This window comes from Micromonospora sp. NPDC048830, from assembly GCF_043198215.1.
GTDB lineage: Bacteria > Actinomycetota > Actinomycetes > Mycobacteriales > Micromonosporaceae > Micromonospora.
This window is the reverse complement of sequence record NZ_JBICUP010000035.1, coordinates 54,156-77,221: the sequence shown is the minus strand read 5'-3', so window position 1 is coordinate 77,221 and position 23,066 is coordinate 54,156. Positions and strand designations below refer to the sequence as shown.

Sequence of the window (23,066 nt, the reverse complement as noted above, 5' to 3'; positions counted from 1 at the left end):
ACGTAGACCGGCATAGCTACAAAGCCACCATCGCGATCGACATCATCACAAACCATTGCGAAACACCCGCCGGACCTTAACCGAGCGGCGTTGGGCCTAGTGGGCCGGGGAGAAGTCCGGCACCCACATGCTGTTGTTGTCCTCGTGCGGCAGGCTCGCCGGGTCCGGGATGTTGTTGTGCCGCGGCCCGTTCTGCACCGTGCCGGGGACGCAGGTGCGGTCCTCGAACACCGTCTTCGGGACCATCACGTCGGTGAAGTCGTCGTTGGCCTGGTCGTTGAACTCCACCAGCAGGGTCAGCAGCTTCGCGTGCTGTGTGGCCGGCGCCTGCTTGATCTGCCGGGGGCTCTCGCCCGTCTTGATCGACTGGGCCTCGAGCTTCGCCAGCTGCCGCGCCGTCACCGGGTTGCCACCGGCGAACTTGCGGTCGTACGCCCGCGCCTCGTCCGCGGCCGCGGTGTAGACGCCGTCGGCGCCCTTCACCTCCTTACCCGCGGTGTCCGGCTGCACCTCCGGCTCGGCGTAGTTGATGTAGTGCTCGTCCGCACCGATGATCGCCCGGGGACTGGACGTCTCGGCCGACGCGGTGCCGGTCACGGTCAGTGACGTGGCCGCGAGGGCGATGGCGGGCAGCGCGACGAGTAGGCGTCGGCGTGACCCGTTTCGGGGATTGGTGTGCATGCCGCTCCGTTCTCGGGCATGGGAGAGGAAACCGTCCGGCCGTACGCCGCAACGACGACTGTCAACCGGCCGATGCGGCTGAACCTAGAACAGAACGATTCCAACCAACAGGGGCGAGCGTCCCCTGTGTCCGTTCAGGCCGGTCCGCCTCCACCGACCGTCTGACGGGTCGTGGTCACCGTCCGTCGTCGTACCCCGGATAAAAAGAACGGTGGGTGACGGTCCGCGCGGACCGTCACCCACCGAGGGGGTACGCCTGGCGTCAGTCCTCGTCGGACTTCCCGCCGGACATGCCGGAGGAGATCAGGTCCATGACCGAGGAGTCCTGGAGCGTGGTGACGTCGCCCAGCGACCGGTTCTCCGCCACGTCCCGCAGCAGCCGGCGCATGATCTTGCCGGAGCGGGTCTTCGGCAGCTCCGGCACCAGCATGATCTGCCGGGGCTTGGCGATCGGGCCGAGCGTCTTCGCGACGTGGTTACGCAGGTCGGCGATGAGCTTCTCGCCCGCCTCGCCGGCGGTGTCCACGTTCCCGCGCGGGATGGTGAACGCCACGATCGCCTGCCCGGTGGTCGGGTCGGTGGCGCCCACCACCGCCGCCTCCGCCACCGACGGGTGGCTGACGAGCGCCGACTCCACCTCCGTCGTGGAGATGTTGTGCCCGGACACCAGCATCACGTCGTCGACCCGGCCGAGCAGCCAGACGTGCCCGTCGTCGTCCTTCTTGGCCCCGTCCCCGGCGAAGTAGACCCACTCGCCGCCGCCGCTTCCGGCGCCCGCCCCGAACCGGGACCAGTACGTCTCGAGGAACCGGTTGTCGTCGCCCCAGATGGTGCGCAGCATCGACGGCCACGGCTCGCCCAGCACCAGGTAACCGCCGCCGCCGTTGGGCACCGACTGCCCCTGGTCGTCCACCACGTCGGCCACGATGCCCGGCAGCGGCGTCATCGCCGAGCCCGGCTTGGCCTCGGTGACACCGGGCAGCGGCGAGATCATGACGGCCCCGGTCTCGGTCTGCCACCAGGTGTCGACGATCGGCAGCCGGCCCCGGCCGACGTGCTGGCGGTACCACATCCACGCCTCCGGGTTGATCGGCTCGCCGACGCTGCCCAGCAGGCGCAGCGAGGACAGGTCGTACCCGGCCGGGATGTCCTCGCCCCACTTCATCATCGTGCGGATCAGCGTCGGCGCGGTGTACAGGATGCTCACCTTGTACTTGTCGACGATCTCCCAGAACCGGCCCTTGTGCGGCGTGTCCGGGGTGCCCTCGTACATCACCTGGGTGGCGCCGTTGGAGAGCGGGCCGTACACGATGTAGGAGTGGCCGGTCACCCAGCCGATGTCGGCCGTGCACCAGTAGACATCGGTCTCCGGCTTCAGGTCGAACACGGCGTGCGTCGTGTACGACGTCTGGGTCAGGTAGCCGCCGGTGGTGTGCAGGATGCCCTTCGGCCGGGCCGTGGTGCCGCTGGTGTAGAGGATGAACAGCGGGTGCTCGGCGTCGAACGGCTGCGCGGCGTGCTCCGGCGACGCCTGCTCCACCGTCTCGTGCCACCAGCGGTCCCTGCCCGACCAGGCGACCTCCTCGCCGGTGCGGCGGACGACCAGCACGTGCTCCACCGACGGGCAGTTCGCCACCGCCTCGTCCACGGTCGGCTTCAGCGCGGACGGCTTGCCCCGCCGGTACCCACCGTCGGCGGTGATGACCACCTTGGCGGTGGCGTCCTGGATCCGGTTGGTCAGCGCGTCGACGGAGAAGCCGCCGAACACCACGCTGTGGGTGGCGCCGATCCGGGCGCAGGCCAGCATGGCCACCGCCGCCTCCGGGACCATCGGCAGGTAGATCGCCACCCGGTCGCCGGCCGTCACACCCAGCTCGGTGAGCGCGTTCGCGGCCTGGCAGGTCAGCTTGTGCAGGTCGGCGTAGGTCAGGGTGCGGGTGTCGCCCGGCTCGCCCTCCCAGTGGATGGCCACCCGGTCGCCATGGCCGGCCTCGACGTGCCGGTCCAGGCAGTTGTACGCCACGTTGAGCTGCCCGCCGACGAACCACTTTGCGAACGGCGGGTTCGACCAGTCGAGCACCTCGTCCCACTGCCGGGCCCAGGTCAGCCGGCCGGCCTGCTCCGCCCAGAAGCCGAGCCGGTCCGCGGCGGCCTCCGCGTACGCGTCGGCGGTGACGTTGGCCTTCGCGGCGAGTTCGGCCGGGGGCGGGAACTGCCGGGTCTCGTTCAGCAGATTGGCCAGTGCCTCGCTCATGCCGTGACTCCTCGTCGCTTTCGTGACCTGCATCTCCTACCCTCGCAGAGGTTAGTCCCGCCGGCTGCGCCCCCGCGACACCTCCCGGACTCCGTCCGCGCCGAGCGGCCCCCGCCGCGCGCCGAGCTGCAAGAAACTGCCCTGCCGTGGGGCAGGGGAACCCTCCGCACCGCGACGACCTGGGGCGGCGGGATGGTCCGCGAACCGATCCGGGCGGCTGGCGGCCGGCCGGGCCACGCGGGCCGTTAGCGTGGCCGGGTGACCAACGATCCGCTCGCCCCGCTGCTCGCGCTCGCCGACATCGCCCCCGCCGTCGAGCGGGCCCGCGATCGGGCCGACCAGGCGATGCGGCACCGCGCGCTGCGCCGGCACGGCGGCCAGGTCGCGGCCGAGGTCAGCCTCCGGTCCGCGGTGGCCAGCGCCGCCCTGGAGGGGTACGCCCACGAGCGCGAGGCCGTACGGGCCGGCACGGTCACCGACCCGGTGCTCCAGGGGACGCTGCGGGTGGCCGGGGCGCTGCCCGGGCTGGCCGACCGCTGGCAGCAGGCGCCCCGACAGGTCCTCGCCCGGCTGCACGTGCTCGCCGCGCGCGACGTCGTACCCGGGGAGGAGCTGGGGCGGCCGGTGGCCGACCCGGCGGTCGGCGCGCGGCTGGACGGGCTGGCCGGCCTGGTCGCCGGCGGCACGAAGGTCTCCCCGCTGGTGCTGGCCGCGGTCGTGCATGGCGAGCTGCTGGCGCTGCGGCCGTTCGCCGGGCCGTCGGGCGTGGTGGCCCGGGGCGCCGCCCGGCTCGTGCTGATCGCCACCGGGTTCGACCCGCGCGGCCTGATCGGCGTCGACGTCGGCCACCACGAGCGGGAACCCGAGTACGTCGGCTCGGCCGGCGCGTTCGTCACCGGCACCCCGGACGGCCTGCGCTCCTGGCTGCGCCACTACATGGCGTCCGTGGAACTCGCCGCCGACCAGCTCACCGCCGTCGGCGACGAGATCCTCGCCGCCGCCTGACCGGCTGCCCCTGCCTGATCGGGTTGAGCGGCTGCCCCCGGCCTGCCGCGGCGGATCAGCCTGCCCGCCGCGGGGCGTCCCCCGAGGTCGGTGATCAGGAGGAGGCGGTGTTGACGCGGCTGCGGGTGCGACGGTGCCGGCCGTACCAGGCGATGCCGATGGCCACCCCCACGCCCACGCCCAGGGCCGCGGCGGCGACCGGGACGGCGGGACGCTCCCGCAGCCGGCGGCCCAGCGGGATCGGATGCCGGAACTCCAGGACCGGCCACGAGTTCTCGCTCGCCAGCTTGCGCAGCGCCCGGTCCGGGTTGACGACGGTCGGATGGCCCACGCACTCCAGCAGGGGCCGGTCGCTGACCGAGTCCGAGTACGCGTACGAGTCGGCGAGGTCATAGTCGCGGAGCTTCGCCAGCTCGCTGACCGCCTCGACCTTGCTCGGGCCGGCGGCGTAGAACTCCACCCGACCGCTGTAGCGGCCGTCCTCCACCGCCATCCGGGTGGCGATCACGTCGGTCACCCCGAGCAGCTCGCCGATCGGCCGGACCATCTCCTCGCCGGAGGCGGAGACCAGCACGACGTCCCGGCCGGCGGCCTGGTGCTCCTCGATCAGGGCGGCCGCCTCGGCGTACACGTAGGGGTTGATCAGCTCGTGCAGCGTCTCCGAGACGATCTGGCGGACCTGCTCCACCTTCCAGCCCTTGCAGAGCGTGGCGAGATAGTCCCTGGTCTTGGCCATGGTCTGCTCGTCCGTGCCGCCCAGCCGGAACATCAGCTGCGCGTACGCGGACTTCACCACGTCCCGCCGGGTGATCAACCCATCCCGGTAGAACGGCCGCCCGAACGCCAAGGCGCTGGACTTGGCGATGACGGTCTTGTCCAGATCGAAAAAAGCGGCACTTCGGCCCACGGCGCGAAAGTCTAGCCCGATGGTCTATCGTCGGCGGGTGCCTGGGGTACGGAGTGTGGAGTACCCCTTACCACCCCTGCCCTGAGTGACGTTGGTCACACTCTCCGAACACGATTTCGCGGGGAGTGGAGGCGGCGGTACTCGACGTATACCGGTCCGCTCAGGCATGCTTGGCTTACGACGAGTATTCATGTGCAGGCCCTCGGCGGTTGCACCCCCCGTGACCGCTGAGTGGGTTCGGCTCAACCCCCCCGGAGCCGAACCACCCGACGACCCCCGTCTCCCCCCGACGGGGGTCGTCCCTATGCCTGCTGAACGCCCCGCCGCAGGTCACAGGCCCTCCTCGTCCTCGTCCAACGCGCTCTCCGAGGGTGTTTCCTCGTCCAGAGGCAGCAGAGAGGCAGCAGAGCTGTCGAAGGCAGCCAGGACGCGGGCGGCGTAGTCGTCCGGGGTGTGCGTGTAACGGTTCAGCGTCGTTGACGCCTGCTCGTGCCCCATGACCCGCTGCACCAGGTTGACCGGGACGCCGTCGGTTACCAACCAGGTGGCGTAGGCGTGCCGCAGGTCGTGGAACCGCATCCCGCCAACCGCCTTGGTCGCCACGCAGGCGACCGCTTCCCGCTCGGTGGTGAACTCCGCTGACCACTCGATGCCCTCCCGGTCGGGCCAGACCGCGCGGTACCGATGCGGGCCGGTGTTGACGACCTGGCCGAGCAGGCCGGCGCGGACCAGCGAGGGCAGCCAGACCCGCCGACGGAAGTTGGACCGGCGAAGCGGGCGCCCAACCCGGTCGCGGAACACTAGGGTTCGCGGGTCCGGCTTGCCAGCCTCGGTGAGCAGCTGGCGCAGCGCGGCCACCAGGAAATCAGGCAGCGGCACCGTTCGGACGCCGGCACGGCTCTTCGGGTACGGACGGAGCAGGATGCCGCCGTGGGTCTCCTCGGCGACCTGGACCACGCGCAGCAAGGCCCGGTCGAGGTCGACCGATGACCAGGTGAGCCCGGCGCACTCACCCCACCGCAGGCCAGCGCCGGCAGCGGCGCAAACGATCGCACGATGGCGGGGCGGCACGGCCGGGAGCAGCTTGCCGAAGAAATCTTCCCGGCTGATCGTGACCGGCTTGACGTCCCGCGATCGGTCCCGAGGGAGCCTCACACCCTCCGCCGGGTTGGTGGCGATCAGCCGCGCCTGAACGGCCGTGCGGAGGATCATCGACAGCAGCTGGTAGCACTTGGCGACCGTGGTGGGAGCGAGCTGCCGGCTCAGGCCCGTCACCCACTCCTGCACAGACATGAAGTCGACCTTCCCGAGCGGCCAGTCACCCCACTTCGGCAGGAGATGGGCCCGGAGCATGGACACGGTCCGTTCGGTGGTGCGCGCCTCGACAGTCCGGGTCGCTAGCCACTGCTGGGCGAAGTCACCGAACCGGGTCCGGCCGGCGTGCGGGTTGACGTAGGTGCCCCGGTTGAGGGTGCCCTCGACATCCGCGAGGAAGGCATTGGCCTCCCGCTTGGTGCGGAAGCTCTTGGACTTCTGCTTGCCGGCGGGGTCGCGCCAGCAGGCGCGGAAGGTGCCGGCCGGAGTCTTGCGGACGAAGCCCATTCAGCGCCTCCGTCCGTGGTCGGTGCCGGTGGCGGCCGGCTCGTTGATGCCGTCGAGCCAGGCATGGAAGCGGGCACGGGGGATCAGCCAGCGGCCACCGAGGCGGGTCGCCGGGATGGTGCCGTCGCGGACGAGGGCGTAGGTGCTCCCGAGCGAGATGCCGAGCAGCTTGGCGACCTCCTGGACGGTGTAGGTGACGGGCTCGATGACGCTTCCGGTGGCACGCGGTACGAGCCGGACGACGGGGTTGCTGCGAGCGGTGACGCTCATGAGAGGTGACCTCCTCAGGTCGGATCAGGCGGCAGCCGGCACGGTGCCGGCCGGGGTAGTGGCGTGTTCGTGGGCGAGTTCTTCGCGGCCGGTGGCTCGTCGCTCTCGCGCCATGGCGGCAGCGGTGTTGGCGAGCAGGGCGTCTCCGGTGGTGTGCCAGCCGACGCCGGCGAAGGTGAGGGTGCCGACGATGAGCGTGGTTACCTCGTCGCGCTGCTCGACGGGTGGGCCGGCGGCGGTGGGGTGCTCGTGGGCGTGGTCCTCGTGCCTGCGGTACGCGATGCGGGTGTCGCGTAGGAGTTGGAAGGTCACCGAGTAGCGGCGGCCTTTGGTGAGGAAGTGGCCGCCGAAGCCGAGCATGTGCGCCCAGCGGCGCAGCCGGGCGTACGGGTTGGCCGTCGCGGGTTTCGTCGGTTCGGTGTCAAGGGCGGCTTGACGCTCGGCGACGCAGACGGGGCAGGCGGCGTAGCGGGTGTGGAGGCCGCAATCGGGGCACTCCCAGCGATCGACGAAGCCGGGCGTGGGTCGCGGGTCGCGGGGCCGCTCGGACAGCGGGACGGGTGTGCCGGTGGGTCGTCCGATGCGCCAGCAGGCGTCGATGAGGCGGGCGGTGTGGTCGCCGTCGGGGTCGGCGTAGTCGCCGATGGTGTCCGCAGTCAGGCGGGTGGAGGTGTGCCCGGTGGCCTCGGTGCTTTTGGTGGCGTACTTGGCAAGGTAGCCGGCGACCATGCCATCGGTGACCTCACCGCTGCCGTCGGTGGCGATCGGTTCGAGGTCGACCTGCTCTCCCCAGGCGATCGGCCACCCGTCGGGCCGGTCGGGGTGGTCCGGGGTGTGGAACGCGATCTGGGCGGCGGCGTGGCGGAGCGCGTCGACGAGGTCGGCGACGGTGAACCCGGCCGGTGGGGGGACGACCGTGTCGGGGTCGTCGGGGTTGACGCCGTCGAGGCGGGCGATAGCGTGGAAGTGGACCGCTCCTCGGGCTTGGAGTTCGGCGACCTTCCCGGGTGACAGACGGACCGGGGGGACCTTGCGGGTCTTGCCGGAAGCGGTGACGATCTCGACGCGGGGGATGCCGCGTCGGCGGGCGAGCTTGGCCAGCCACCGTTCCGCGGCTTGCTTCGTCCGGTGCCACAACTCGCCCGAGAACAGGTTCCACACCACCTGGTGGTCGTGGTCGTAGCAGTCCAGGCACAACGGCCGGCCGAGCACGGTGTCACCGGCCTCGTGTCGGGCCCAGCAGACCGAGGGCCGGCCGTGGGGGCAGAGGCCGGCGGTCGGGTCGGTGGCGCGGCGGGCGTGGCACGGCTCGGCGCGGCAGTCGCAGCGCTTCCGATTGGCGCAGGTGTGCCGCTTGACCACTCGGGCGTGGACCGGGCCGAACGAGGGCGCGGTGAACGTGGCGAACACGGCCGGATGCTCGGCGACCGACTCCGGTACGCCCTTGCCGCCGACGAGGCCAGCGCGCAGGAGTTGGAACGCGTCGCGCTGGTAGGTCTGCGCGCAGGACGGGCAGACGGTGGCCCGGCGGTTGCCGCAGGCGGTGTAGATGACCGAGTCCGGCATCCCGTCGGTGTGCCGCTCACCGAGCACGCGGCCGGTAGCCGGGTCGACGGTGAGCAGTTGCCCGGCCAACCGGATCGGGCGAGTGCAGCCGCCAGCGGCCCGGACGTGCTCGATCCAGCCGAAGTAGTCGGGTTGGGTGGCGCGTTCGAAGGCGGAGCCAGCGGCGGTGTAGGCGTAGACGGGTGGGATGGTGTCGGCGTTCGAGCCCACACCCCGGGCCGAGGCACGGGGTGTGAGGTCCAGCGTCGACGCCATCAAGCCGCAGCCCCAGGGTTGTGGGTGCGGGTGGTGATGGTGCGTTCGGTGACGATGATCCGGCAGGCGCCGCACTGGCGCGTGGCCGGCTCGTGCCGGTGGCACGGGATCTGGACGGTCTGTCCGCCGCAGCGGACGGTGACCGGTGCCCGGCAAGGCCCGCCGGGAATGACGTCGACGAGGACGCGGCGGGTGTCGTACGGGTGCGGCTCAGGTTCGCCGGGGCAGGTGTGCAGGATGTGCACGACGTCGACGGCGTGGATGGTCATCGGGCACCACCGCCGATGGTGGTGAGGAGGTGGCCGGCGGCGGCCGGGGTGATGTCGAGCCGGTCGGCCAGCTCGACCGGCGTGATCGGCGTTCCGGTGGATTGCTCGTGCTGCACGGCGGCGAAGCGGGCCATGGGCAGCAGGTGGGTGGGGACGTCGACCGGCTCGACGGCCGGCACGGTGACGGGCTCCGGCTCGACGACCGGCACGGGGGCCGGCTCGGCGGCCGGGGTCGGGGCCGCTTCGGGGGCGTGGGTGATGGCGGCCGGCGGTGCCGGCTCGGTGACCTGTTCGGCCACCTGGACGCGGATCGGCTCGACCGGCTCGGCGGCCGGCGTCGTGTCCTCGGTGGCAGCGGGTGCCGGGGCGAGGACGAGCTTTACCAGGGCCATGAACGCCAGGGCGGGCACGGCCGAAAGCAGCCATCCGGACGGGCCGGGTTTGGCGACGGCGAGTTGTGCGGCGAGGGAGAGGCCGGCGGCGGCGATGAGCAGGAACAGCGGGTAGCCGATGGGTGCGCCGTTGCGGCGGCGTCGGCGGATCGTCAAGAGTGCGGCGATGGGGACGAGTTCGGAGATGACGGCGTTGGCCCAGCCGAACCACTCCCCGGTGCCCGTGGGGGAGTTGGCGAGGGTCCAGTCCTTGACGTGGGTGAAGGAGGCGGCTCCGGCAAAGCCGGCGACGGTGAGCAGGATGAGGACCAGGACGACGCCCTCGGTCCGGGTACCCCGGGTGGTGTGGTTAGCGCGGGTCACGGCCGCTCACCTCCCGGCCGGTGGTGGTGTCGGTGCGCTGCTCAGCGAGCAGACCGACCAGGCCACCCCGGATCGCGTTGCAGGTGGGGCAGTTGTCGCCGGCGGCGACGGTGCAGTCGGTGAGGTGGGCGCGGTGAATGAGGCGGATCGACTCGGCGTAGTAGCCGGCGAGGAACGCGTGGAAGGCCAGCCGGCCATCGTCGGCGAAGTCACCGGCGACGGTGGTGACGACATAGTCGTCGGGAGTCATCCGCTGGTCGGCGGCGGCGTTCGTGGCGTGGGTGGTCATCGGGTACCTCCGTGGCAGTCGAGGCAGCAGCCGTAGCGGCGGGGGATGTAGTAGGGCTGGACGAGGCCGCAGACACCGCAGGTGCGGCGGGCGCGAAGGGCTTTGACGATGGCCTCCCGCTGGGCGGCCGTAGCGACCCGCTTGGGTGCGGCGAGGTCGAGTCGGTAGAGGTAGGCGACGCGCTTGCCGCGCCGCCAGGTGATCTGGGCGACCGGGTCGTGTCCGCCCGGGCGGAGGCCGGCGGCGCGGAGTTGGCGGCGGGTGGCCAGGCCGGTAGGTGCCATCCGGTAGGCGAAGGTCGGGAAGCCGGCCGGGGCCGGGTTGGCGGTGGAGGTCATGCGTGGCCTCCCCAGCGCTGCTGGGCGGCCTGCCGGCTGATGCCGAGGCGGGAGCCGATTTCGGCCCACGAGTAGCCGAAGGCCCGTAGGCCGATGACGGCTTCACCGATCGCGTCGTCGATGACGGTGGAGAGGGCGACGAGGTCGCGGAGGGCTTCGACGTCGCCGGTGGCGACGCGGCGGCCGTGGGCGCGGATGATGCGGCGGGCGAAGGCGGCGAACTCGTCGTTCTCGACGATTTCCCGACGCCGCTGCGTCGGGCGGATAGGCGTCAAGGTCTTCTTGACGGTGCTCATCAGTTCTCGCCTCCCTCGGTGTGGAGGTGGTCCCACTCGTCAGCGGCCGTCTCAAGGGCCGTAATGACGTCCTCGGCGGTGCGGCCGGGGTCGTCGTTCCACGAGAAGGGGGAGGTGTGCTCGTCGATGAGGAAGCCGTCCTCGTCGATGGCGCAGATGGGCTCGTGGTCGTCGAGGTAGGCGGTGAAGACACCGACGGTCTGGCGGAAGACGATCTGAGTGTCGAAGTCGAGGCCGTAGAAGTGGTCGGCGCGGCGGCCGGCGCAGGCCATGCCAATGGCCCCGACGGCGCAGGCCGGCGGGGTCGGGGTGTCGGTGGTGTTGGCGTAGTAGGTGCCCTGGTGCCAGCCGTGCCGGCGCAGGTAGAGGGCAGCCATCCGGAACAGGTCAGCGGTAGTGACCGTTCCGGTGGTGGGCGGATTCTGGGTAGCCTTCACGGCAACCACGTCCTTTCGAGGGCGGTTGGTGGAGGTCGGCGGAACCGGTCTGCTTTCCACGGCGTGAGCCGGTTCCGTCGACTGCTATCGGGTCCGTAGCCGCAGGTAGCGGCGGTGGCGGGTGTCGTCGCCGCCCATCGGGGTCGGCGCGGAGACGAAGACGAGTCGGCCGGTGCGGTTAGCGGCGTCGATCATCACGGCCAGGTCCTCGGCAGGGCCGACGATCCACAGTTCGGTGAACTGGGCGGCCCGCTGGTTGTTCGCCCGGGCGTGGGCGCGTTCGCGGGTGGTCATGCCGCGATCCCCCAATCCAGCCGAGAACCGGCCGATAAGCGGGTGGGGCGGCGGATCCAGGCCGCGTAGTCGGCAATGCCGGCGATCTGAGCGTCAGACAGGTACGCCACCTTGATGCGGCGAGGAACGCCGCCCTCAGCGATGAGGTAGGCCGCGCCCTGGTTGGTGGGCTGGATGTCGGTGGCCGAATAGCCCTGTTCGGCCCAGCCGTGGCCGAGGACGATGTTCGAGCTGTTGGGGGTGGTGCAGCGGAACGCGGCCCGGTAGCCGAACAGGTCCCGCAGGCTGGTGGGGATGATGTCGAACGACGGCCGCTGAGTCGCGGCCACGACCGGGATGCCGGCGGCGCGGCCCCGTGCGACCAGGTCCCGCAGGAGGGCGACGAACTCCTCTTGCTCCTGCTTGGTGCCGATGGTGGCGGAGTAGAAGGCGATCTCGTCGACCAGGACCGTGATGACCGAGAGCCCGTCGAGGGCGGTCACCTTGCGGCGCCCGTGCGCGCGCAGCCAGGCGTACCGGTTGTTCATCACCTGCTGGAGCCGCTTGAGGACGTCGAGGGCGGCGGTGATGTCGGGGCCGATGAACGCATCGGCGCAGTCCTCCCACTGCCCCAGCTCGACGAGCTTGCCGTCGAGCAGCACCAGCCGGGAGTCGACGGACAGGGCGGCGTGGGCGGCGATGGTGTTGAGGAGGCCGGACTTGCCTCCGCCGGGTTCACCGCCGGCGAGGAGGTTGCGGTAGGCGAGGGTGATGTTCACGTGCTGACCGAACTCGTCGATGCCGACGAAGATGGGGTCGAACATCGACAGGCCAGGCCCCACCGGAACACCGGCAGACGGGGCAGCGGTCGTGGTGGTCATGGGTTGGCCCTCCTTGGCTGTTGGTGGGCGCGGGAAGCCACACGAACGAGCCGCAATGGCTTCCCGCGTCCTGGTGAAGTGGTGGGGTTGGGATCAGATCCAGTCGGTGACGTCGTCGGCGTCCGGCGACGGGGAAGCCGCGGGCTTGCTGCCGTTGGCAGACGGCGCAGCCTTCTTGGGCTGCGTCGGGAGGGTGATGGTGGGGGTGTCGACGTCGGGCAGGTCCAGAGCCGTCGGCACGGGGGCCGGCGGGCGCTCGGTTGTCGGGGTGTCGGGGTTGATGACGTCGACCAGCGGGGAACCGACCTGGGCGGTCAGCACCTCACGGCGCTTGATGTCGAACCGCAGGTACGCGGCGTTGCCGTCGGCGGCACGCTCGACCAGGGCGGTGGAGGCGTGGCAGGCGACCGCGATCCGGTCGAGACGGCCCTCCAGGTCGGCCGAGGAGAGGCCGGGGCGTAGGTAGACCCAGACCCGCTCACCGACCGGAGTCGGACGGGCCCACACGATCAGTGGGAGGGTGCCGGACTGGTTGGCGATGATGAACTGCCGGAAGCAGGTCCGCAGCCGATGCCTGACGATGAGGCACCAGGTCCAGGCGACGATGGCGCGGCGGGACACCGGCACGGCAGCCGGGACGCCGACGACCAGGGCGACGATGACAAGGGTGACCGGGGTCGGAGTGTGGTTGGCGACCTGCACCCAGAAGGTGATGACCCCGGTGGTGATGACGATCTCGGGAAGCCACCACCACAGCAGCCGCAGCACCGGCCAGATACGCACCAGCACCCAGGCGATACCGCCGACGGGTACGCCGATCAGGACGCCCAGGAACAGGGCGATGATCGGGTGCATGTAGGAAGCGGCCACCACGGCCGACAGAAGGCCGACGATGACCGCCGTGAGGATGAACGCCAACCGGGCGTTACGCGCCGAGGAACGGTGAACTCTGGCCTCGATGACCGTCACCGTCCCGTGGGACTTCCGCCCGAAGACGCGGGCAGGGTTAGACTTGGACATGACACGTCCTCCCAGGTAATGGGCTGGATGGGTTGGAAGAGCACGGGGTCGGCAGGTGTAGGAGCCAGTACCGGCCCCGCGCTCGAAAACTCGTCAGGAACGATGCGGGCGGGCGAGCTTGCGGGTTCCGATGATGGAACCGCTCAGATCCCGAACCGTGTCATGCGGCACCAGCAGATCGGCGCGCTCCACCGCCGCCAGTCCCACGACCAGCGACACCAGGTAGAACACACCCTCGACCGGCTCCGGCAGCGCGGTCACGCCGCCACCACCGGTACCGAACGCGACTTGCTCGACCGGAATCCCGAGACCGAGGTCATCGACCCCGACAACGGACTGGCCGAGCCGCGCCGGCTGGTGCTGCGCCGACGGCGAGATAACCCGCAACGGCAGGACCGAACCCGGCTCGATCCGATCGGGCGTGTCGACCGAGTAGACGGCCACCGGGTGCGGGGTCAGGTTGACGAGTTGCATCTGAATACCTCCCGTACGGAGCAGATGGGTTGGAGAACGTGGGGCGGGGTCGGCAGGTGTAGGAGCCAGTACCGACCCCGCGCCACAATTCGGTGAGGGCAACCACGGGTTGCCAGGGCCGGGAGCGTAGGAGCCAGAAACACTCCCGGAGCGGATGGAGCAGATTCAGCGGACCTCAGGCCGCTTCGCGTAGAACGCAGGAGACACCGCAGGCTTCACACAGCACACTGTGCGAAGGACTTACTTGGCCGCCGACGTACCAGCCTTCGGCTTCAGCGAGATCGCACGGAACGCGACGCCGTTACGCCCGTTGGTCGCCCACGGAATGGCCTCCAACTGCTCGACCTCGATGAGCTGCCCCACCATCACACTCGGCTTCTCACCCGCCGTGGTGATGGTGATGACCTCACCGCCCGTCTCGTCGAGAACGAAGACCTGGGTCGACCACATGAGCCGGCCCGTTCCCTTCTCCGACCGCTGATTGCCGTTCTGGTCGTTCTTCGGCTCCGGGTCCTTCGACACCGTCACCTGCTTCGCCTTGGTGTCCACGTACAGCTTCACGGATACCTCCGAGGGTCATGAGCGCGTCCCCTTTGGACGACTGCCCGATGAGAGAACCCTAACAGTTGGTTGCACAGCATCGCAACTGTTAGGCACGCGCCGCGTGAAATGGGCTTTCGACCAGCGGATACGCGCGCGGACGCCTGTTAGGCAACTGGTAGGGTTTGGTAGTGGCTGGATCTACCGAGAAGACGGGCCCGGCGTCGTCCCGTCCCCGATTGACCAGGGGCGAGTCCGTGGCGCAGCAGATCGCCCGGCACGTCCGCAACGAGATTTCGGCCGGGGTGTGGCGAGACGGCGACGTGTTGCCGTCAAGTCGTGAGATGGCGGCCGAGTGGAACACAAGCCCGTTCACCATCACCTCGGCGATGAAGCTGCTTGAGGCGGAGGGCTTCATCGAGAGCCAGTCCCGCTCGAAGCGGCTCGTGCGCGTACCGAACCAGGAGCGCCGCGGTCCGGTGCGGCTGCCGAAGCCGCGTGTGGTGCTTGTCGGCGGGTACGCCGGCAGCGGCAAGACCGAGCTGGGTCGAATCCTGGCGCGTGCCACCGGGTGGCCGATGCTCGACAAGGACACCCTGACCCGGCCCGTCGTCGAGGCCGCGTTGGAGATTCTGGGCCAGTCCCCGCACGACCGGGAGTCAGACGCCTACCTCAAGCTTGTCCGTCCTCGGGAGTACGAGGCGCTGAGCAGTGCTGCGGAAGAGAACGTGCAATGCGGCAACAGCGTCATCATGACGGCCCCCTTCGTCGCCGAATTCCGGGACCCGCAGTGGTTGGAACGGACGAGAGCGCGGTTCGAGGGAATGGGTGCCTCGGTCAGCGTTGTGTGGGTGTACTGCGACCCGGAGACGATGAACTTCTACCTGCGCAAGCGCGGAGCGGCGCGAGACGCGGCGAAGCTTGCCGACTGGACGGGCTACCTTGGTCTGATCGACACTGGCTTTCGACCGTCTGTCGAGCACACGGTGGTCGACAACTGCGCGTCAGCCGTATCGTTGCAGGCCCAGGCCGACGCACTCGTCAAGTCACTGATGGGGTTGGAGCTCGACTGATGCGAGGCGTGATCCTCTACGGTCCGCCAGCCTCAGGCAAGGACACGGTGACCACCGCCCTGCACCAGCTCGACAGCCGTTACCGGCAGTTCCAGCGACTCAAGGCCGGACCAGGACGCACTGTGGGCTACCGGATGGCCACCGAGGATGAGGTGGCAGGGCTCCACGCGTCAGGGCTCGTGGTGTGGGAGAACCGTCGATATGGTGCCGTGTACGTCGTCGACGCACCAGGACTTCGCCAACAGCTTGAGCAAGCCGTCCCCGTCGTGCATCTCGGCCAACTCGACGCGATCGACGCCGTGCAGCGCGCCTTCCCCGACGTGCGATGGACCGTTGTAGCTCTCACCTGTCCCCGCGACGTAGCCGTACAGCGGATCATCCAGCGACAGACCGGCGACACCCTAGAACGACTCAGGGCGTGGGACGAGACCGAACCGGCCGCTACCGCCGAGATCACCATCGACACGTCTCGGACCGCTCCCGCCGAGGCGGCAAGCCTGATCGACCAGGCCGCACGAGACGGCAAGACCGCGACCGTCTGACGCTCGGCGGCCGGCTGCCGGCGAAGTGGTTCAAAGTTTCTGTACGTCTTCAAGGCGGCCCTGAACGGGCCGCACGCGCCGCCGCCAGGGCGCGCGCCCGTCGCTCCGCTGACGCTCCGGCTCCGGTCACGCAACACGCCCGGCGGCTGGCGCGGACAGCGGGTAGCCCGGTGGGCCGCCGCATGACGACAGGCCGTTGTCCGGTGGGGTGGCGGGGCCGGCAGCCGGCCGGGCCGCGCGGCCGACACCCGCGCGGTGTGGGGGAGCGCACGCCGGGTCCGTCGGCGGCTGGCGGGCGGTGGTGGGGTGGCGGTTACTGCGCCTCCGGCGGGGGCGCTCCGGCTCCAGGATGGCCGGGGCTGCGTCGGCGCGTCGCGGTCCGTGGGTGGTTGCGGTGGGGGAGCCATCCCGCCCACCGTCGACCCGGGCGAGCCGAGCAGACCACCGCCCGACCCGCCAGCGTCCGTACGAGCCGTCAAGGCCGTCTTGACGTGGCGGACCGGGCGGCGGCCCGCTCCACGGGAGTGCGGGTCGACGGCAGACGGGATGGCACAGCGGCGAGTGTGATCATAACGGCTGCACGTGTTGGCTTACCTCATGATTAGTTCGACGGAAAGGCATCTGCGATGATCCTTCGGGCGTCGAACTGATGTGCTCGATCGTGCGCGTTCGTGCCATTGCCGGCAGAAAGCGTGAAGTAGAACTGCGACGGCCACGACGAGTAGGGCTTGATCTTCCCAGATCTCAGCGCCTGGTCGTACTCGCGTGCCACTGGCAGGACATTCGCATGCCAAGTTGCCCTTGAGCTGCCCTCAAGGCGAGCGGGAAGCGTAGGGCCTTCCACTTCGGTGACGTCCAAGACAGGCCGCCGGTGGCCATAGGGTGTGATGCGGAAGCCCTGAATACTGACGTCTCCTCGACCCTCGTTGGTTACGGTGAAGGCCATCACGACGCGCCGTGCCGAGGGATCTGTCTTCTCGTGGACCACTTGGAGTCGGAGCCGTGGACCGCTCGCTCGATAACTTAGATAGGCGACGCGTGCGGCCACCGCCGATACAAGGACAGCTAATGTGGATGTCCCCAGAGCGACGTAAGCAACCCATCCCGGCGCAGCCCCCGACATACACCGAGGGTAGACCACTGCCGAGGTGTGACGTCATCCGCTCCCACTGCGAGCCAAGCCGGCTGGTCAGAAGGGGGCAACACGGAGCTTCCGCGCGGGGTGGACCCGCTCGTACGGGATGCGGCATCGTGTTTGGCAGCGGTACGCGGGGTAGGCTCTGTCGCACTACTAGGGAGGGTGACGTGGCCACCTGTGCAAACCCCGAGTGCCCCGACGAACTGGGGTGGGACTCAAGCCGTTGGACGACCTGGGTCCAGGTCGAGCAGACAACGCTGGTTACGGATGGTCACAACGGCAGCCATGTCGTTCAGAAGAACCTTGCTGCTGTGACCTGCTCCAAGAGGTGTGCGATCGCAGTGCTCAGTAGGGACCTGGAGGTTGAAGAGTCCCGTCGAGCGAAGTTCAATCCGTTTGCCTCCGCCGTACGGAGCAGTCAGAGCAGCTCCGTACGGGAGACACCTGAGTGACTAACTGGGTGACCACCGACCTGAGCGGCGATGGACGCACGCGGACGACCGTGGACGGATGTCGCAGCTAGCCGCGTGCTGTGTAGCAGGTCAGCGAGTCCTGCCGGTTGCCTTGTCGGCTAGGGCTGTCCACTATGCCCAGGTCTTCACGAATCAAGGCTCGGAGAGTCATCAGATGATCAAACTTGTTCAGCGGCTTGTCCATGAAGTAGGCGAAGCTTTCAACGACAGCGGATGGCGCGTATAGGTAAACCCGGTCGTAGAGCTTGTGCAGGTTCTCGTAGATCTGCCAGAACCTCTCTTCATGCTCCACATATTTGCGGCGTCGTTCTGGCCATGGATCGGGCAAGCCGGCCCCAATTAGCCCAAGCATGTAGTGGATTTCATTCGCGCACTTTGCGGTGAGGATTAGTTTGTCTCGATTTTTCAAAACGAAGTAGGCCTCACGGATGGCCGCAAGAACCTCTATATACACCTCTGTTTTCTCAGCCAGCACCAGTGCGTCGCGTTGATTTCTGGCTTGATCTCTGGCCTGCTTGCGGTTGTTGCGGCCCTGAACGAGACCGCCAGCAACCGCGCCGGCAAGCGTGCCTGCGATCGGTAGAGTGAGTTCCCACCACTGCGCCACCTTGCAGCCTCCTAGCTCGGGTAAAGAGTCTAGGAGGGTTAGGCAAGCGGTGAGTGTCGGAAGGAACTCGAACGCCTCAGGGGACACGGCACAGCAGTCGGACGAACGGCCGTAGCGATGGTCTCGCCTACGCATGCCCGATCCGTGCCCGATGCAGTGGTCAACATTGGCGACCAGTGGCACGTCAACGATAGCGAACCGGACCCTCTGTGATCCTTCACCAGGCGATACGGCTACCACCGGTAAGGATCAACGCGATTCCCAAGCTGACAGTGTCCGGGCAGGCTGTGGGTGGACCGGTGGCAGAGCCGGGTTATTGCAGCGCTGAGATGCCGGATGCCGTGCACGAGCGGCGGCTCGAAGGCGCGTGGGGCCGCTGGCGTGCCATGCCCCACCGGGGGTTCGAATCCCCTCCGGTCCGCCCGTAGTCTCCCGGCACGGCTGGGTGACTACTTGGGCGACGAACGGGACGGACACCGGCGGACTGTCGTGGACGCTGGGGGACAGTCCTGGCAGCTCAGCGGCTGAGGAGCCGCAGGTCAGCGTCCCGTGTTGGTTGCCTGGGGGGCAAGGGATCCTCCCTCACCACACAAGCTGGCGCTGTTGCTGTCGTCAGTGCCAGAACGTGGGAGTGGAGCCGTAAACGTCAGCGGCAGGCAGGCGGGTGAGCCTGCAAGCAAAGGTTGACCGGGGTTGGCCGTCATCGGCTGGTGGACGGCTTTGAGTGGGGCGTCTTATACCAGTGCGGCCTTCGTTGAAACCCGTAGGCCACGAGGAACGCGGACATGCCGACCGCTAGCAGGCTGCCAATGAAGGCGACGATAGCTCCGAGCTGAGCGTCGAGCGAGATCAGCCCTGCGATGGCAGCCAGCATGCCTGGCATTACGATGAGCAGCGTGGATGCGGCGGCTCTGATGGCTGCTGATGTTGCCAGGCCGGCCCGCGCCGATGAAACGTCCCAGTGGCGAGGAGCCTTGTCGGGGGTCATTGCGTGAGTGATCTCGTCTTGGAACTCGCTGGCAAGGTAGTTCCATAAGGCTCGTGTCGCGGTCGTGTGTTGCAGGTAGACGCATGATGCTCCGAGCCCCAGTACGGGAACAAAGAAGAGGAGCCAACGGCGTTGGTCCGAGCCTGTTAGCGCGACGCCGGCAAGTGTCGCTGCCGCCCCAAGGAACAGGGTCAGCGTCGACTCCCTGATGGTCTGCCGTTGCAGGATCTCGGAGCGGACGGCGCTGTAGTAGGCCGTGAGGAGACCGATTGAATCTCGCCGACTGTCTCGGGTGTCTGTCATGGGACCTCCACCATCTTTGCCTCTGGCATCAGTACAGCAGCCTGAGACAACTTCAGTAAAGGTGGTAGACGCCATCGCCGGGCCGCCGACGAGGTCTCGGCGGAACAGCAGGAAGGCAACGATAGGTCTAGCCGTCACTAGGGCTTAGGGGTTCAAGTCCCGCTTCACCGCCAAGCGCTTGGGCTGGGTGGCCAACTGGGTGACGACCGGGGCGGCCGAGGCCGGACGCCCATGGACCATCGTGGACTGTTTCGCCAGCTCACCCCAGCTGCTTGCTCAGCTCGTCGGCGGTTGATCGTTCCATTACACCGAAGGCGTCAGGGGCGCCCTGCCATGGTCTCGTTGGACGTTAATCCAGCGCGCTTTCGCAGACCCGTCAAGAACGGGTTGACATGGAAGGCGGCAGCGCAAGAGCCGTGGCTGTCGTCCACCTGACAGAAGGACCGCTCGCTGGAAGGTACCTCGGATCTGCCCTAGTGGATCATAATAACCCAACGCCATCGGCTGCTTGCTATGGGTCGAACTGGTGGGCAGGGAAGCCAAGTGGTGGAGGACACGTGGGTTTCTTCGACGGTAAAAAGCCGGCAGCAATTTTGAAGCACGCCATCATCGACAAGTACATCAGCCCGTTCGTTGGGAAAACCGGCCTGTACTCCCCAGACCACAGGGTTGCGGTTGTTGACGGGTATGCAGGGGAGGGACGGTACGACAACGGAGACGAGGCTTCTCCCGCCCTCTTGCTGCGGAAGGCGCGTGAGCTCCAGCCGATCAACCGAAAGCTGGAGGGCTACTTCGTCGAGAGCGAGCCAGAGTCACTGAACAAGCTTCGGCAGGTGGTCGCGGCAGAGGGCGAAGGTCTGCCAATGCAGGTCTTCGCCGGCAGCATCGAAGATCACCTCGACGACCTGTTGACCCTGGTAAAGGGCATTCCTGCACTGGTTTACCTCGACCCGTTCGGGGTCATGATCCCGTTCGCGAAGACGGCGCAAGTGTTTGCCCAGCGGCCAGAACACCCTCCAGCTACCGAGTTGCTCATCAACTTCAGTGCTGTTGGCCTACGGCGGGTAGCCGGGCTTCTCACAAGCACCAAGGAGAACGCTGGAAAACCAGCGACCCTCGCCCGGATGGACGCTGCATGCGGTGGGGACTGGTGGCAGAAGGTCTGGCTCGACCACGGAGACAACAAGGAGCGCGCGGAGATGGCCGTGGTCGTCGAGTACACGCGCCGGCTAGCTACCAATCAACGATGCAGCTGGTGGGTGACCCCGATCCGTAACCGGGCTCACCACAAGCCCCTCTACTACCTAGTCTTCCTCACTCGCCACCGCGACGGATTCAGCGAGTTCGCCGAAGCCCTGTCTCTTGGCCTCGGCCAGTGGCGCAAGGCCGTGTACGACATCGAGAACGCCGACACCCTGTTCGCGGACGAGGCGAGCTTCCTGGCGAGTGAACAGGCGCTAGAGGACGGCTGGATCAACGAGATCGAGGCGAACCTACGTCGACTGCTAGCCGAGGGCAAACCCTTCGTGATCAGCAAGCGGTACAAAGAGGTTTACGGTGAGGCCGCCGGGCAGGCTCGCCAGACCCACCTACGCAAGGCATGGACCCGGCTCTACCCTGAAGCCACCAAGACCAGCCCTAAAGGCAAGAGCAAGCTGCTCCAGACCTTCATCGAGCCGGCGTAAGTTCCCTCGACGGCATCTCGTCCCACGTCTGGCCGTCCAGCAGCCGACCGCCTGCCTTCGGTGTCCTCCCTCCCCACTGCTTGAAGAAGAAGGCCGTCCCTGCCTTGGCGCACTCGTCCCGTAGACCTCGGATCCACGCGGGGTCTACAGGGCGGGCGCCCTGCCCAGACTCGCCGCCGGCAATCAGCCAGTGGATGCCGGTCAGATCGATGCCGTCGAGAGGGCCGAGTAGTGGTTCTGCGGAGATGAATCGAACAGCCGCTGGGACGGTGCGGAGGCGATCCACTCTTGGCAGCTCCTGCTCCGTCTCCACACTGACCCCCATCCATACGTTCGGCGGCCAGTCGAGTTGGTCCGCGACCCGCGCTAACCGTGATGCCCGCTTCGTGAGCACTTGGTAAGTGTGGCGCGGAGTGTCAGCCATGACCTGAAACACCTGACGCACGTATTCGATCGGCACGCGAGCGTGAAACAGGTCGCTCATGGAGTTGACGAAGACTGTTCGCGGTTCGCGCCAGCGCGCAGGGATGCTCAGCGCGTCCTGGTGAAGCGTGACGCCGAAGCCAGGCCCGGAGGTGCGCGGGTCGCCGTCGTTCTGATACTTGGCAGACCCCATCGCCTTCAGGCGCTTCGCCAGGCTCAGGGCGTAGCAGTTGTCGCAACCCGCGGAGATCCGGTCACAGCCTGTCGTGGGATTCCAGGTCGCTTCGGTCCACTCGATGGCGCTCTTGTCTGCCATGACTACTCCCTGGGTTGGTTACGTCAATACTGTCGAACATGCGTACGGATTAAAAGACATGCAGACGATCTTTCTTGTCGATCAGCCGACGCATGCGGCAGGTACGCATACCCTGCTCGACCAACGGGCGGAGGGCGCGGTTCGACTCGGCCAGGCCGTCGCGGGCCGATCATTGTCGACCGACGACGACCATCGTTGACGACGTTTGCCCAGGTGGCGGAGCGTAGGCAGTCCGATCAACAGGCTGTAGGGAAGACTCTTACCTGTAGTTGGTGCACTGATGAGGCTCCCACGCGTCTCGTGCTGCTACTCATCCTGTCTGGTCCAGGCCAGGAACGCCGATCCTGTCGCGTTGCAGCCGATGGCGTAGACAGTGGCCAAGACGCCCGAGGCGATCTTGCGAGCTGCTTCACCCATGGTCACCCTCCTCTTCCTCGCCTGTTCCGCTGAACGAGTGCGGCTTCTGCGGCCACGTACCAGGTGCTTCAGCAGAGGAGCAACGAAGGTCAGGAAACCAACGACTACGAACGTGAGGCCCGATTCGAACAGGCCGCCGGACCCAGACCAGACAGGACGAGGGTCGACCAGCAGAGTATAAGCCGTCCCGTCACAGGCCCGGCTTCAGCAGACTGACTCGGGAGACAGGACTCGACCGGCACCGGCTGGCAGCTCCCCGGCAAGGTCTGTCCACCCCAGCGGTTGCCGGACGCCGGAGCGAGGCAGCAAAGAAGCAGCGCGAGCTTCGATGCGACTCGCCCCGGAACGTCAACCGACGACGCCGAGCACCTGCTCCTCGGCGCGGGTCACTACCAGTTGACAGCAGCTGACAGTCTGATGCCGGATCCCCCCGACGGGGGTCGTCCTTTTTCTGAGCGTCTTCCGGACCAGGTGAAGGCGCGTTGCCCGGCGCAGTTCGCATCGCAAGGACGGTCAGGCGGAACGGGCCCCGGGTTAGCCACCAGAACACCAGCAGCCAGCCCGGGGCCTGCCACGCGGAGCGCATAGGTTCATCCGCGCTACGGGGATCTTGTCCCCTGGGACGATTCAGAGGCGCAGGCCACTGCCCCGCTGCGGACGGGCCAGGGTGGCGGACGGGGCATCAGGGCCACCTCCCCAGCGAGCGGCGGTGGTATGAGGGGGTCGGGGCAGGGGCAGCTACGGTGGGCATCGCGCCCTCCTTTGCATGCGAGGGATGGGAGAGCGCGGGACGGGCCGGGACTCTTGGCGGGGAAACGACCCGCCCCGGGCGTACGGAACCGATCAGGCGGCCACCAAACGCGGCGTAAACGACGCCGATACCTGCAAGGTCATCGAAACCACGAGAGACCTCCAGATCTACAAGTCAACTCGACCAGTTGACCTGTTAAGTAGATCGAAGGTAATTTGCGTCAACTTGGCTTGTCAAG

26 protein-coding genes and 1 tRNA gene are annotated in these 23,066 nt (G+C 68.1%); 6 read left to right on the top strand and 21 right to left on the bottom strand.

Going from position 1 to position 23,066, the window contains the following annotated elements:
- Positions 1-96: 96 nt before the first annotated feature.
- Together ACGFIZ_RS25490 and acs are read right to left on the bottom strand one after the other, a co-directional pair.
- The gene (locus ACGFIZ_RS25490; protein WP_393423174.1) at positions 97-681 is read right to left on the bottom strand and encodes a hypothetical protein; all 585 of its coding nucleotides are present in this window, start codon (positions 679-681) and stop codon (positions 97-99) included.
- 262 nt (positions 682-943) lie between these two features.
- Complete coding sequence (acs, locus tag ACGFIZ_RS25485; protein WP_393423172.1) at positions 944-2,935, bottom strand: acetate--CoA ligase; 1,992 nt, start codon at positions 2,933-2,935, stop codon at positions 944-946.
- Positions 2,936-3,193: 258 nt separating this feature from the next.
- On the opposite strand from acs, the gene ACGFIZ_RS25480 reads away from it, so the two are divergent.
- Complete coding sequence (locus ACGFIZ_RS25480; RefSeq protein ID WP_393423170.1) at positions 3,194-3,940, top strand: oxidoreductase; 747 nt, start codon at positions 3,194-3,196, stop codon at positions 3,938-3,940.
- 94 nt (positions 3,941-4,034) lie between these two features.
- Here ACGFIZ_RS25480 and ACGFIZ_RS25475 read toward each other — a convergent pair whose 3' ends face one another.
- From ACGFIZ_RS25475 to ACGFIZ_RS25405, 15 genes are all read right to left on the bottom strand, one after another.
- Positions 4,035-4,847, bottom strand: a complete 813-nt coding sequence (locus ACGFIZ_RS25475) for an HAD family hydrolase (protein ID WP_393423168.1) — start codon at positions 4,845-4,847, stop codon at positions 4,035-4,037.
- Between the two features lie 330 nt (positions 4,848-5,177).
- The gene (locus ACGFIZ_RS25470; protein WP_393423166.1) at positions 5,178-6,449 is read right to left on the bottom strand and encodes a tyrosine-type recombinase/integrase; all 1,272 of its coding nucleotides are present in this window, start codon (positions 6,447-6,449) and stop codon (positions 5,178-5,180) included.
- Complete coding sequence (locus tag ACGFIZ_RS25465; RefSeq protein ID WP_393423164.1) at positions 6,450-6,719, bottom strand: helix-turn-helix domain-containing protein; 270 nt, start codon at positions 6,717-6,719, stop codon at positions 6,450-6,452.
- 24 nt (positions 6,720-6,743) lie between these two features.
- On the bottom strand, positions 6,744-8,540 hold the full coding sequence (locus tag ACGFIZ_RS25460; protein ID WP_393423162.1) for a replication initiator: 1,797 nt from the start codon (positions 8,538-8,540) through the stop codon (positions 6,744-6,746).
- On the bottom strand, positions 8,540-8,809 hold the full coding sequence (locus tag ACGFIZ_RS25455) for a hypothetical protein (protein ID WP_393423160.1): 270 nt from the start codon (positions 8,807-8,809) through the stop codon (positions 8,540-8,542). Before ACGFIZ_RS25455 ends, ACGFIZ_RS25460 begins: the two co-directional genes overlap by 1 nt.
- A complete protein-coding gene (locus ACGFIZ_RS25450; RefSeq protein WP_393423158.1) occupies positions 8,806-9,564 on the bottom strand; it encodes a hypothetical protein in 759 nt (252 codons plus the stop codon). The genes ACGFIZ_RS25455 and ACGFIZ_RS25450 overlap by 4 nt, the downstream gene beginning before the upstream one ends.
- Positions 9,551-9,853: a hypothetical protein gene (locus ACGFIZ_RS25445; protein ID WP_393423156.1), complete on the bottom strand. Its 303-nt coding sequence runs from the start codon at positions 9,851-9,853 to the stop codon at positions 9,551-9,553. The genes ACGFIZ_RS25450 and ACGFIZ_RS25445 overlap by 14 nt, the downstream gene beginning before the upstream one ends.
- Positions 9,850-10,191: an RRQRL motif-containing zinc-binding protein gene (locus ACGFIZ_RS25440; RefSeq protein ID WP_393423154.1), complete on the bottom strand. Its 342-nt coding sequence runs from the start codon at positions 10,189-10,191 to the stop codon at positions 9,850-9,852. Before ACGFIZ_RS25440 ends, ACGFIZ_RS25445 begins: the two co-directional genes overlap by 4 nt.
- Complete coding sequence (locus ACGFIZ_RS25435; RefSeq protein WP_393423152.1) at positions 10,188-10,487, bottom strand: hypothetical protein; 300 nt, start codon at positions 10,485-10,487, stop codon at positions 10,188-10,190. Before ACGFIZ_RS25435 ends, ACGFIZ_RS25440 begins: the two co-directional genes overlap by 4 nt.
- Positions 10,487-10,924 carry a hypothetical protein gene (locus ACGFIZ_RS25430; protein WP_393423150.1) on the bottom strand — a complete coding sequence of 146 codons (438 nt, stop codon included), beginning with the start codon at positions 10,922-10,924 and terminating at the stop codon, positions 10,487-10,489. Before ACGFIZ_RS25430 ends, ACGFIZ_RS25435 begins: the two co-directional genes overlap by 1 nt.
- Before the next feature lie 84 nt (positions 10,925-11,008).
- A complete protein-coding gene (locus ACGFIZ_RS25425) occupies positions 11,009-11,218 on the bottom strand; it encodes a hypothetical protein (protein WP_393423148.1) in 210 nt (69 codons plus the stop codon).
- Positions 11,215-12,078 carry an FtsK/SpoIIIE domain-containing protein gene (locus ACGFIZ_RS25420; RefSeq protein ID WP_393423146.1) on the bottom strand — a complete coding sequence of 288 codons (864 nt, stop codon included), beginning with the start codon at positions 12,076-12,078 and terminating at the stop codon, positions 11,215-11,217. The genes ACGFIZ_RS25425 and ACGFIZ_RS25420 overlap by 4 nt, the downstream gene beginning before the upstream one ends.
- 93 nt (positions 12,079-12,171) lie before the next feature.
- On the bottom strand, positions 12,172-13,098 hold the full coding sequence (locus ACGFIZ_RS25415; protein WP_393423144.1) for a hypothetical protein: 927 nt from the start codon (positions 13,096-13,098) through the stop codon (positions 12,172-12,174).
- 93 nt (positions 13,099-13,191) lie between these two features.
- On the bottom strand, positions 13,192-13,572 hold the full coding sequence (locus ACGFIZ_RS25410; RefSeq protein ID WP_393423142.1) for a hypothetical protein: 381 nt from the start codon (positions 13,570-13,572) through the stop codon (positions 13,192-13,194).
- A 240-nt stretch (positions 13,573-13,812) separates the two neighbouring features.
- Positions 13,813-14,133: a hypothetical protein gene (locus ACGFIZ_RS25405; RefSeq protein WP_132183063.1), complete on the bottom strand. Its 321-nt coding sequence runs from the start codon at positions 14,131-14,133 to the stop codon at positions 13,813-13,815.
- Between the two features lie 236 nt (positions 14,134-14,369).
- Here ACGFIZ_RS25405 and ACGFIZ_RS25400 point away from each other — a divergent pair, with 236 nt between their 5' ends.
- Entirely contained in the window at positions 14,370-15,185 is an 816-nt protein-coding gene (locus ACGFIZ_RS25400; RefSeq protein ID WP_393423140.1) for an AAA family ATPase, read from the top strand.
- Positions 15,185-15,727, top strand: coding sequence for a kinase (locus ACGFIZ_RS25395; protein ID WP_393423138.1), 543 nt, complete (start codon positions 15,185-15,187; stop codon positions 15,725-15,727). Before ACGFIZ_RS25400 ends, ACGFIZ_RS25395 begins: the two co-directional genes overlap by 1 nt.
- A gap of 601 nt (positions 15,728-16,328) precedes the next feature.
- On the opposite strand, the gene ACGFIZ_RS25390 is transcribed toward ACGFIZ_RS25395, so the two are convergent.
- The gene (locus ACGFIZ_RS25390; RefSeq protein ID WP_393423136.1) at positions 16,329-16,715 is read right to left on the bottom strand and encodes a hypothetical protein; all 387 of its coding nucleotides are present in this window, start codon (positions 16,713-16,715) and stop codon (positions 16,329-16,331) included.
- A 669-nt stretch (positions 16,716-17,384) separates the two neighbouring features.
- A complete protein-coding gene (locus ACGFIZ_RS25385) occupies positions 17,385-17,945 on the bottom strand; it encodes a hypothetical protein (protein ID WP_393423134.1) in 561 nt (186 codons plus the stop codon).
- Between the two features lie 293 nt (positions 17,946-18,238).
- On the opposite strand from ACGFIZ_RS25385, the gene ACGFIZ_RS25380 reads away from it, so the two are divergent.
- Positions 18,239-18,366 (top strand) — tRNA-OTHER (locus tag ACGFIZ_RS25380).
- Positions 18,367-18,645: 279 nt separating this feature from the next.
- Here the strand turns inward: ACGFIZ_RS25380 and ACGFIZ_RS25375 are convergent.
- Positions 18,646-19,236, bottom strand: coding sequence for a hypothetical protein (locus ACGFIZ_RS25375; RefSeq protein WP_393423132.1), 591 nt, complete (start codon positions 19,234-19,236; stop codon positions 18,646-18,648).
- 557 nt (positions 19,237-19,793) lie between these two features.
- On the opposite strand from ACGFIZ_RS25375, the gene tcmP reads away from it, so the two are divergent.
- Positions 19,794-20,921, top strand: coding sequence for a three-Cys-motif partner protein TcmP (tcmP, locus tag ACGFIZ_RS25370; RefSeq protein WP_393423130.1), 1,128 nt, complete (start codon positions 19,794-19,796; stop codon positions 20,919-20,921).
- On the opposite strand, the gene ACGFIZ_RS25365 is transcribed toward tcmP, so the two are convergent.
- The gene (locus ACGFIZ_RS25365; RefSeq protein ID WP_393423128.1) at positions 20,905-21,660 is read right to left on the bottom strand and encodes a DUF5131 family protein; all 756 of its coding nucleotides are present in this window, start codon (positions 21,658-21,660) and stop codon (positions 20,905-20,907) included. The genes tcmP and ACGFIZ_RS25365 overlap by 17 nt on opposite strands.
- 58 nt (positions 21,661-21,718) lie before the next feature.
- On the opposite strand from ACGFIZ_RS25365, the gene ACGFIZ_RS25360 reads away from it, so the two are divergent.
- On the top strand, positions 21,719-21,859 hold the full coding sequence (locus tag ACGFIZ_RS25360) for a hypothetical protein (protein WP_393423126.1): 141 nt from the start codon (positions 21,719-21,721) through the stop codon (positions 21,857-21,859).
- Positions 21,860-23,066: the final 1,207 nt, after the last annotated feature.

Bases quoted from the DNA above. Each gene is read 5' to 3' on its own strand.
- ACGFIZ_RS25490 (WP_393423174.1), bottom strand. From the start codon at position 681: ATGCACACCAATCCCCGAAACGGGTCACGCCGACGCCTACTCGTCGCG.
- acs (WP_393423172.1), bottom strand. From the start codon at position 2,935: ATGAGCGAGGCACTGGCCAATCTGCTGAACGAGACCCGGCAGTTCCCG.
- ACGFIZ_RS25470 (WP_393423166.1), bottom strand. From the start codon at position 6,449: ATGGGCTTCGTCCGCAAGACTCCGGCCGGCACCTTCCGCGCCTGCTGG.
- ACGFIZ_RS25465 (WP_393423164.1), bottom strand. From the start codon at position 6,719: ATGAGCGTCACCGCTCGCAGCAACCCCGTCGTCCGGCTCGTACCGCGT.
- ACGFIZ_RS25460 (WP_393423162.1), bottom strand. From the start codon at position 8,540: ATGGCGTCGACGCTGGACCTCACACCCCGTGCCTCGGCCCGGGGTGTG.
- ACGFIZ_RS25455 (WP_393423160.1), bottom strand. From the start codon at position 8,809: ATGACCATCCACGCCGTCGACGTCGTGCACATCCTGCACACCTGCCCC.
- ACGFIZ_RS25445 (WP_393423156.1), bottom strand. From the start codon at position 9,853: ATGACCACCCACGCCACGAACGCCGCCGCCGACCAGCGGATGACTCCC.
- ACGFIZ_RS25440 (WP_393423154.1), bottom strand. From the start codon at position 10,191: ATGACCTCCACCGCCAACCCGGCCCCGGCCGGCTTCCCGACCTTCGCC.
- ACGFIZ_RS25435 (WP_393423152.1), bottom strand. From the start codon at position 10,487: ATGAGCACCGTCAAGAAGACCTTGACGCCTATCCGCCCGACGCAGCGG.
- ACGFIZ_RS25425 (WP_393423148.1), bottom strand. From the start codon at position 11,218: ATGACCACCCGCGAACGCGCCCACGCCCGGGCGAACAACCAGCGGGCC.
- ACGFIZ_RS25420 (WP_393423146.1), bottom strand. From the start codon at position 12,078: ATGACCACCACGACCGCTGCCCCGTCTGCCGGTGTTCCGGTGGGGCCT.
- ACGFIZ_RS25415 (WP_393423144.1), bottom strand. From the start codon at position 13,098: ATGTCCAAGTCTAACCCTGCCCGCGTCTTCGGGCGGAAGTCCCACGGG.
- ACGFIZ_RS25410 (WP_393423142.1), bottom strand. From the start codon at position 13,572: ATGCAACTCGTCAACCTGACCCCGCACCCGGTGGCCGTCTACTCGGTC.
- ACGFIZ_RS25395 (WP_393423138.1), top strand. From the start codon at position 15,185: ATGCGAGGCGTGATCCTCTACGGTCCGCCAGCCTCAGGCAAGGACACG.
- ACGFIZ_RS25375 (WP_393423132.1), bottom strand. From the start codon at position 19,236: ATGACAGACACCCGAGACAGTCGGCGAGATTCAATCGGTCTCCTCACG.
- ACGFIZ_RS25365 (WP_393423128.1), bottom strand. From the start codon at position 21,660: ATGGCAGACAAGAGCGCCATCGAGTGGACCGAAGCGACCTGGAATCCC.
- ACGFIZ_RS25360 (WP_393423126.1), top strand. From the start codon at position 21,719: ATGCAGACGATCTTTCTTGTCGATCAGCCGACGCATGCGGCAGGTACG.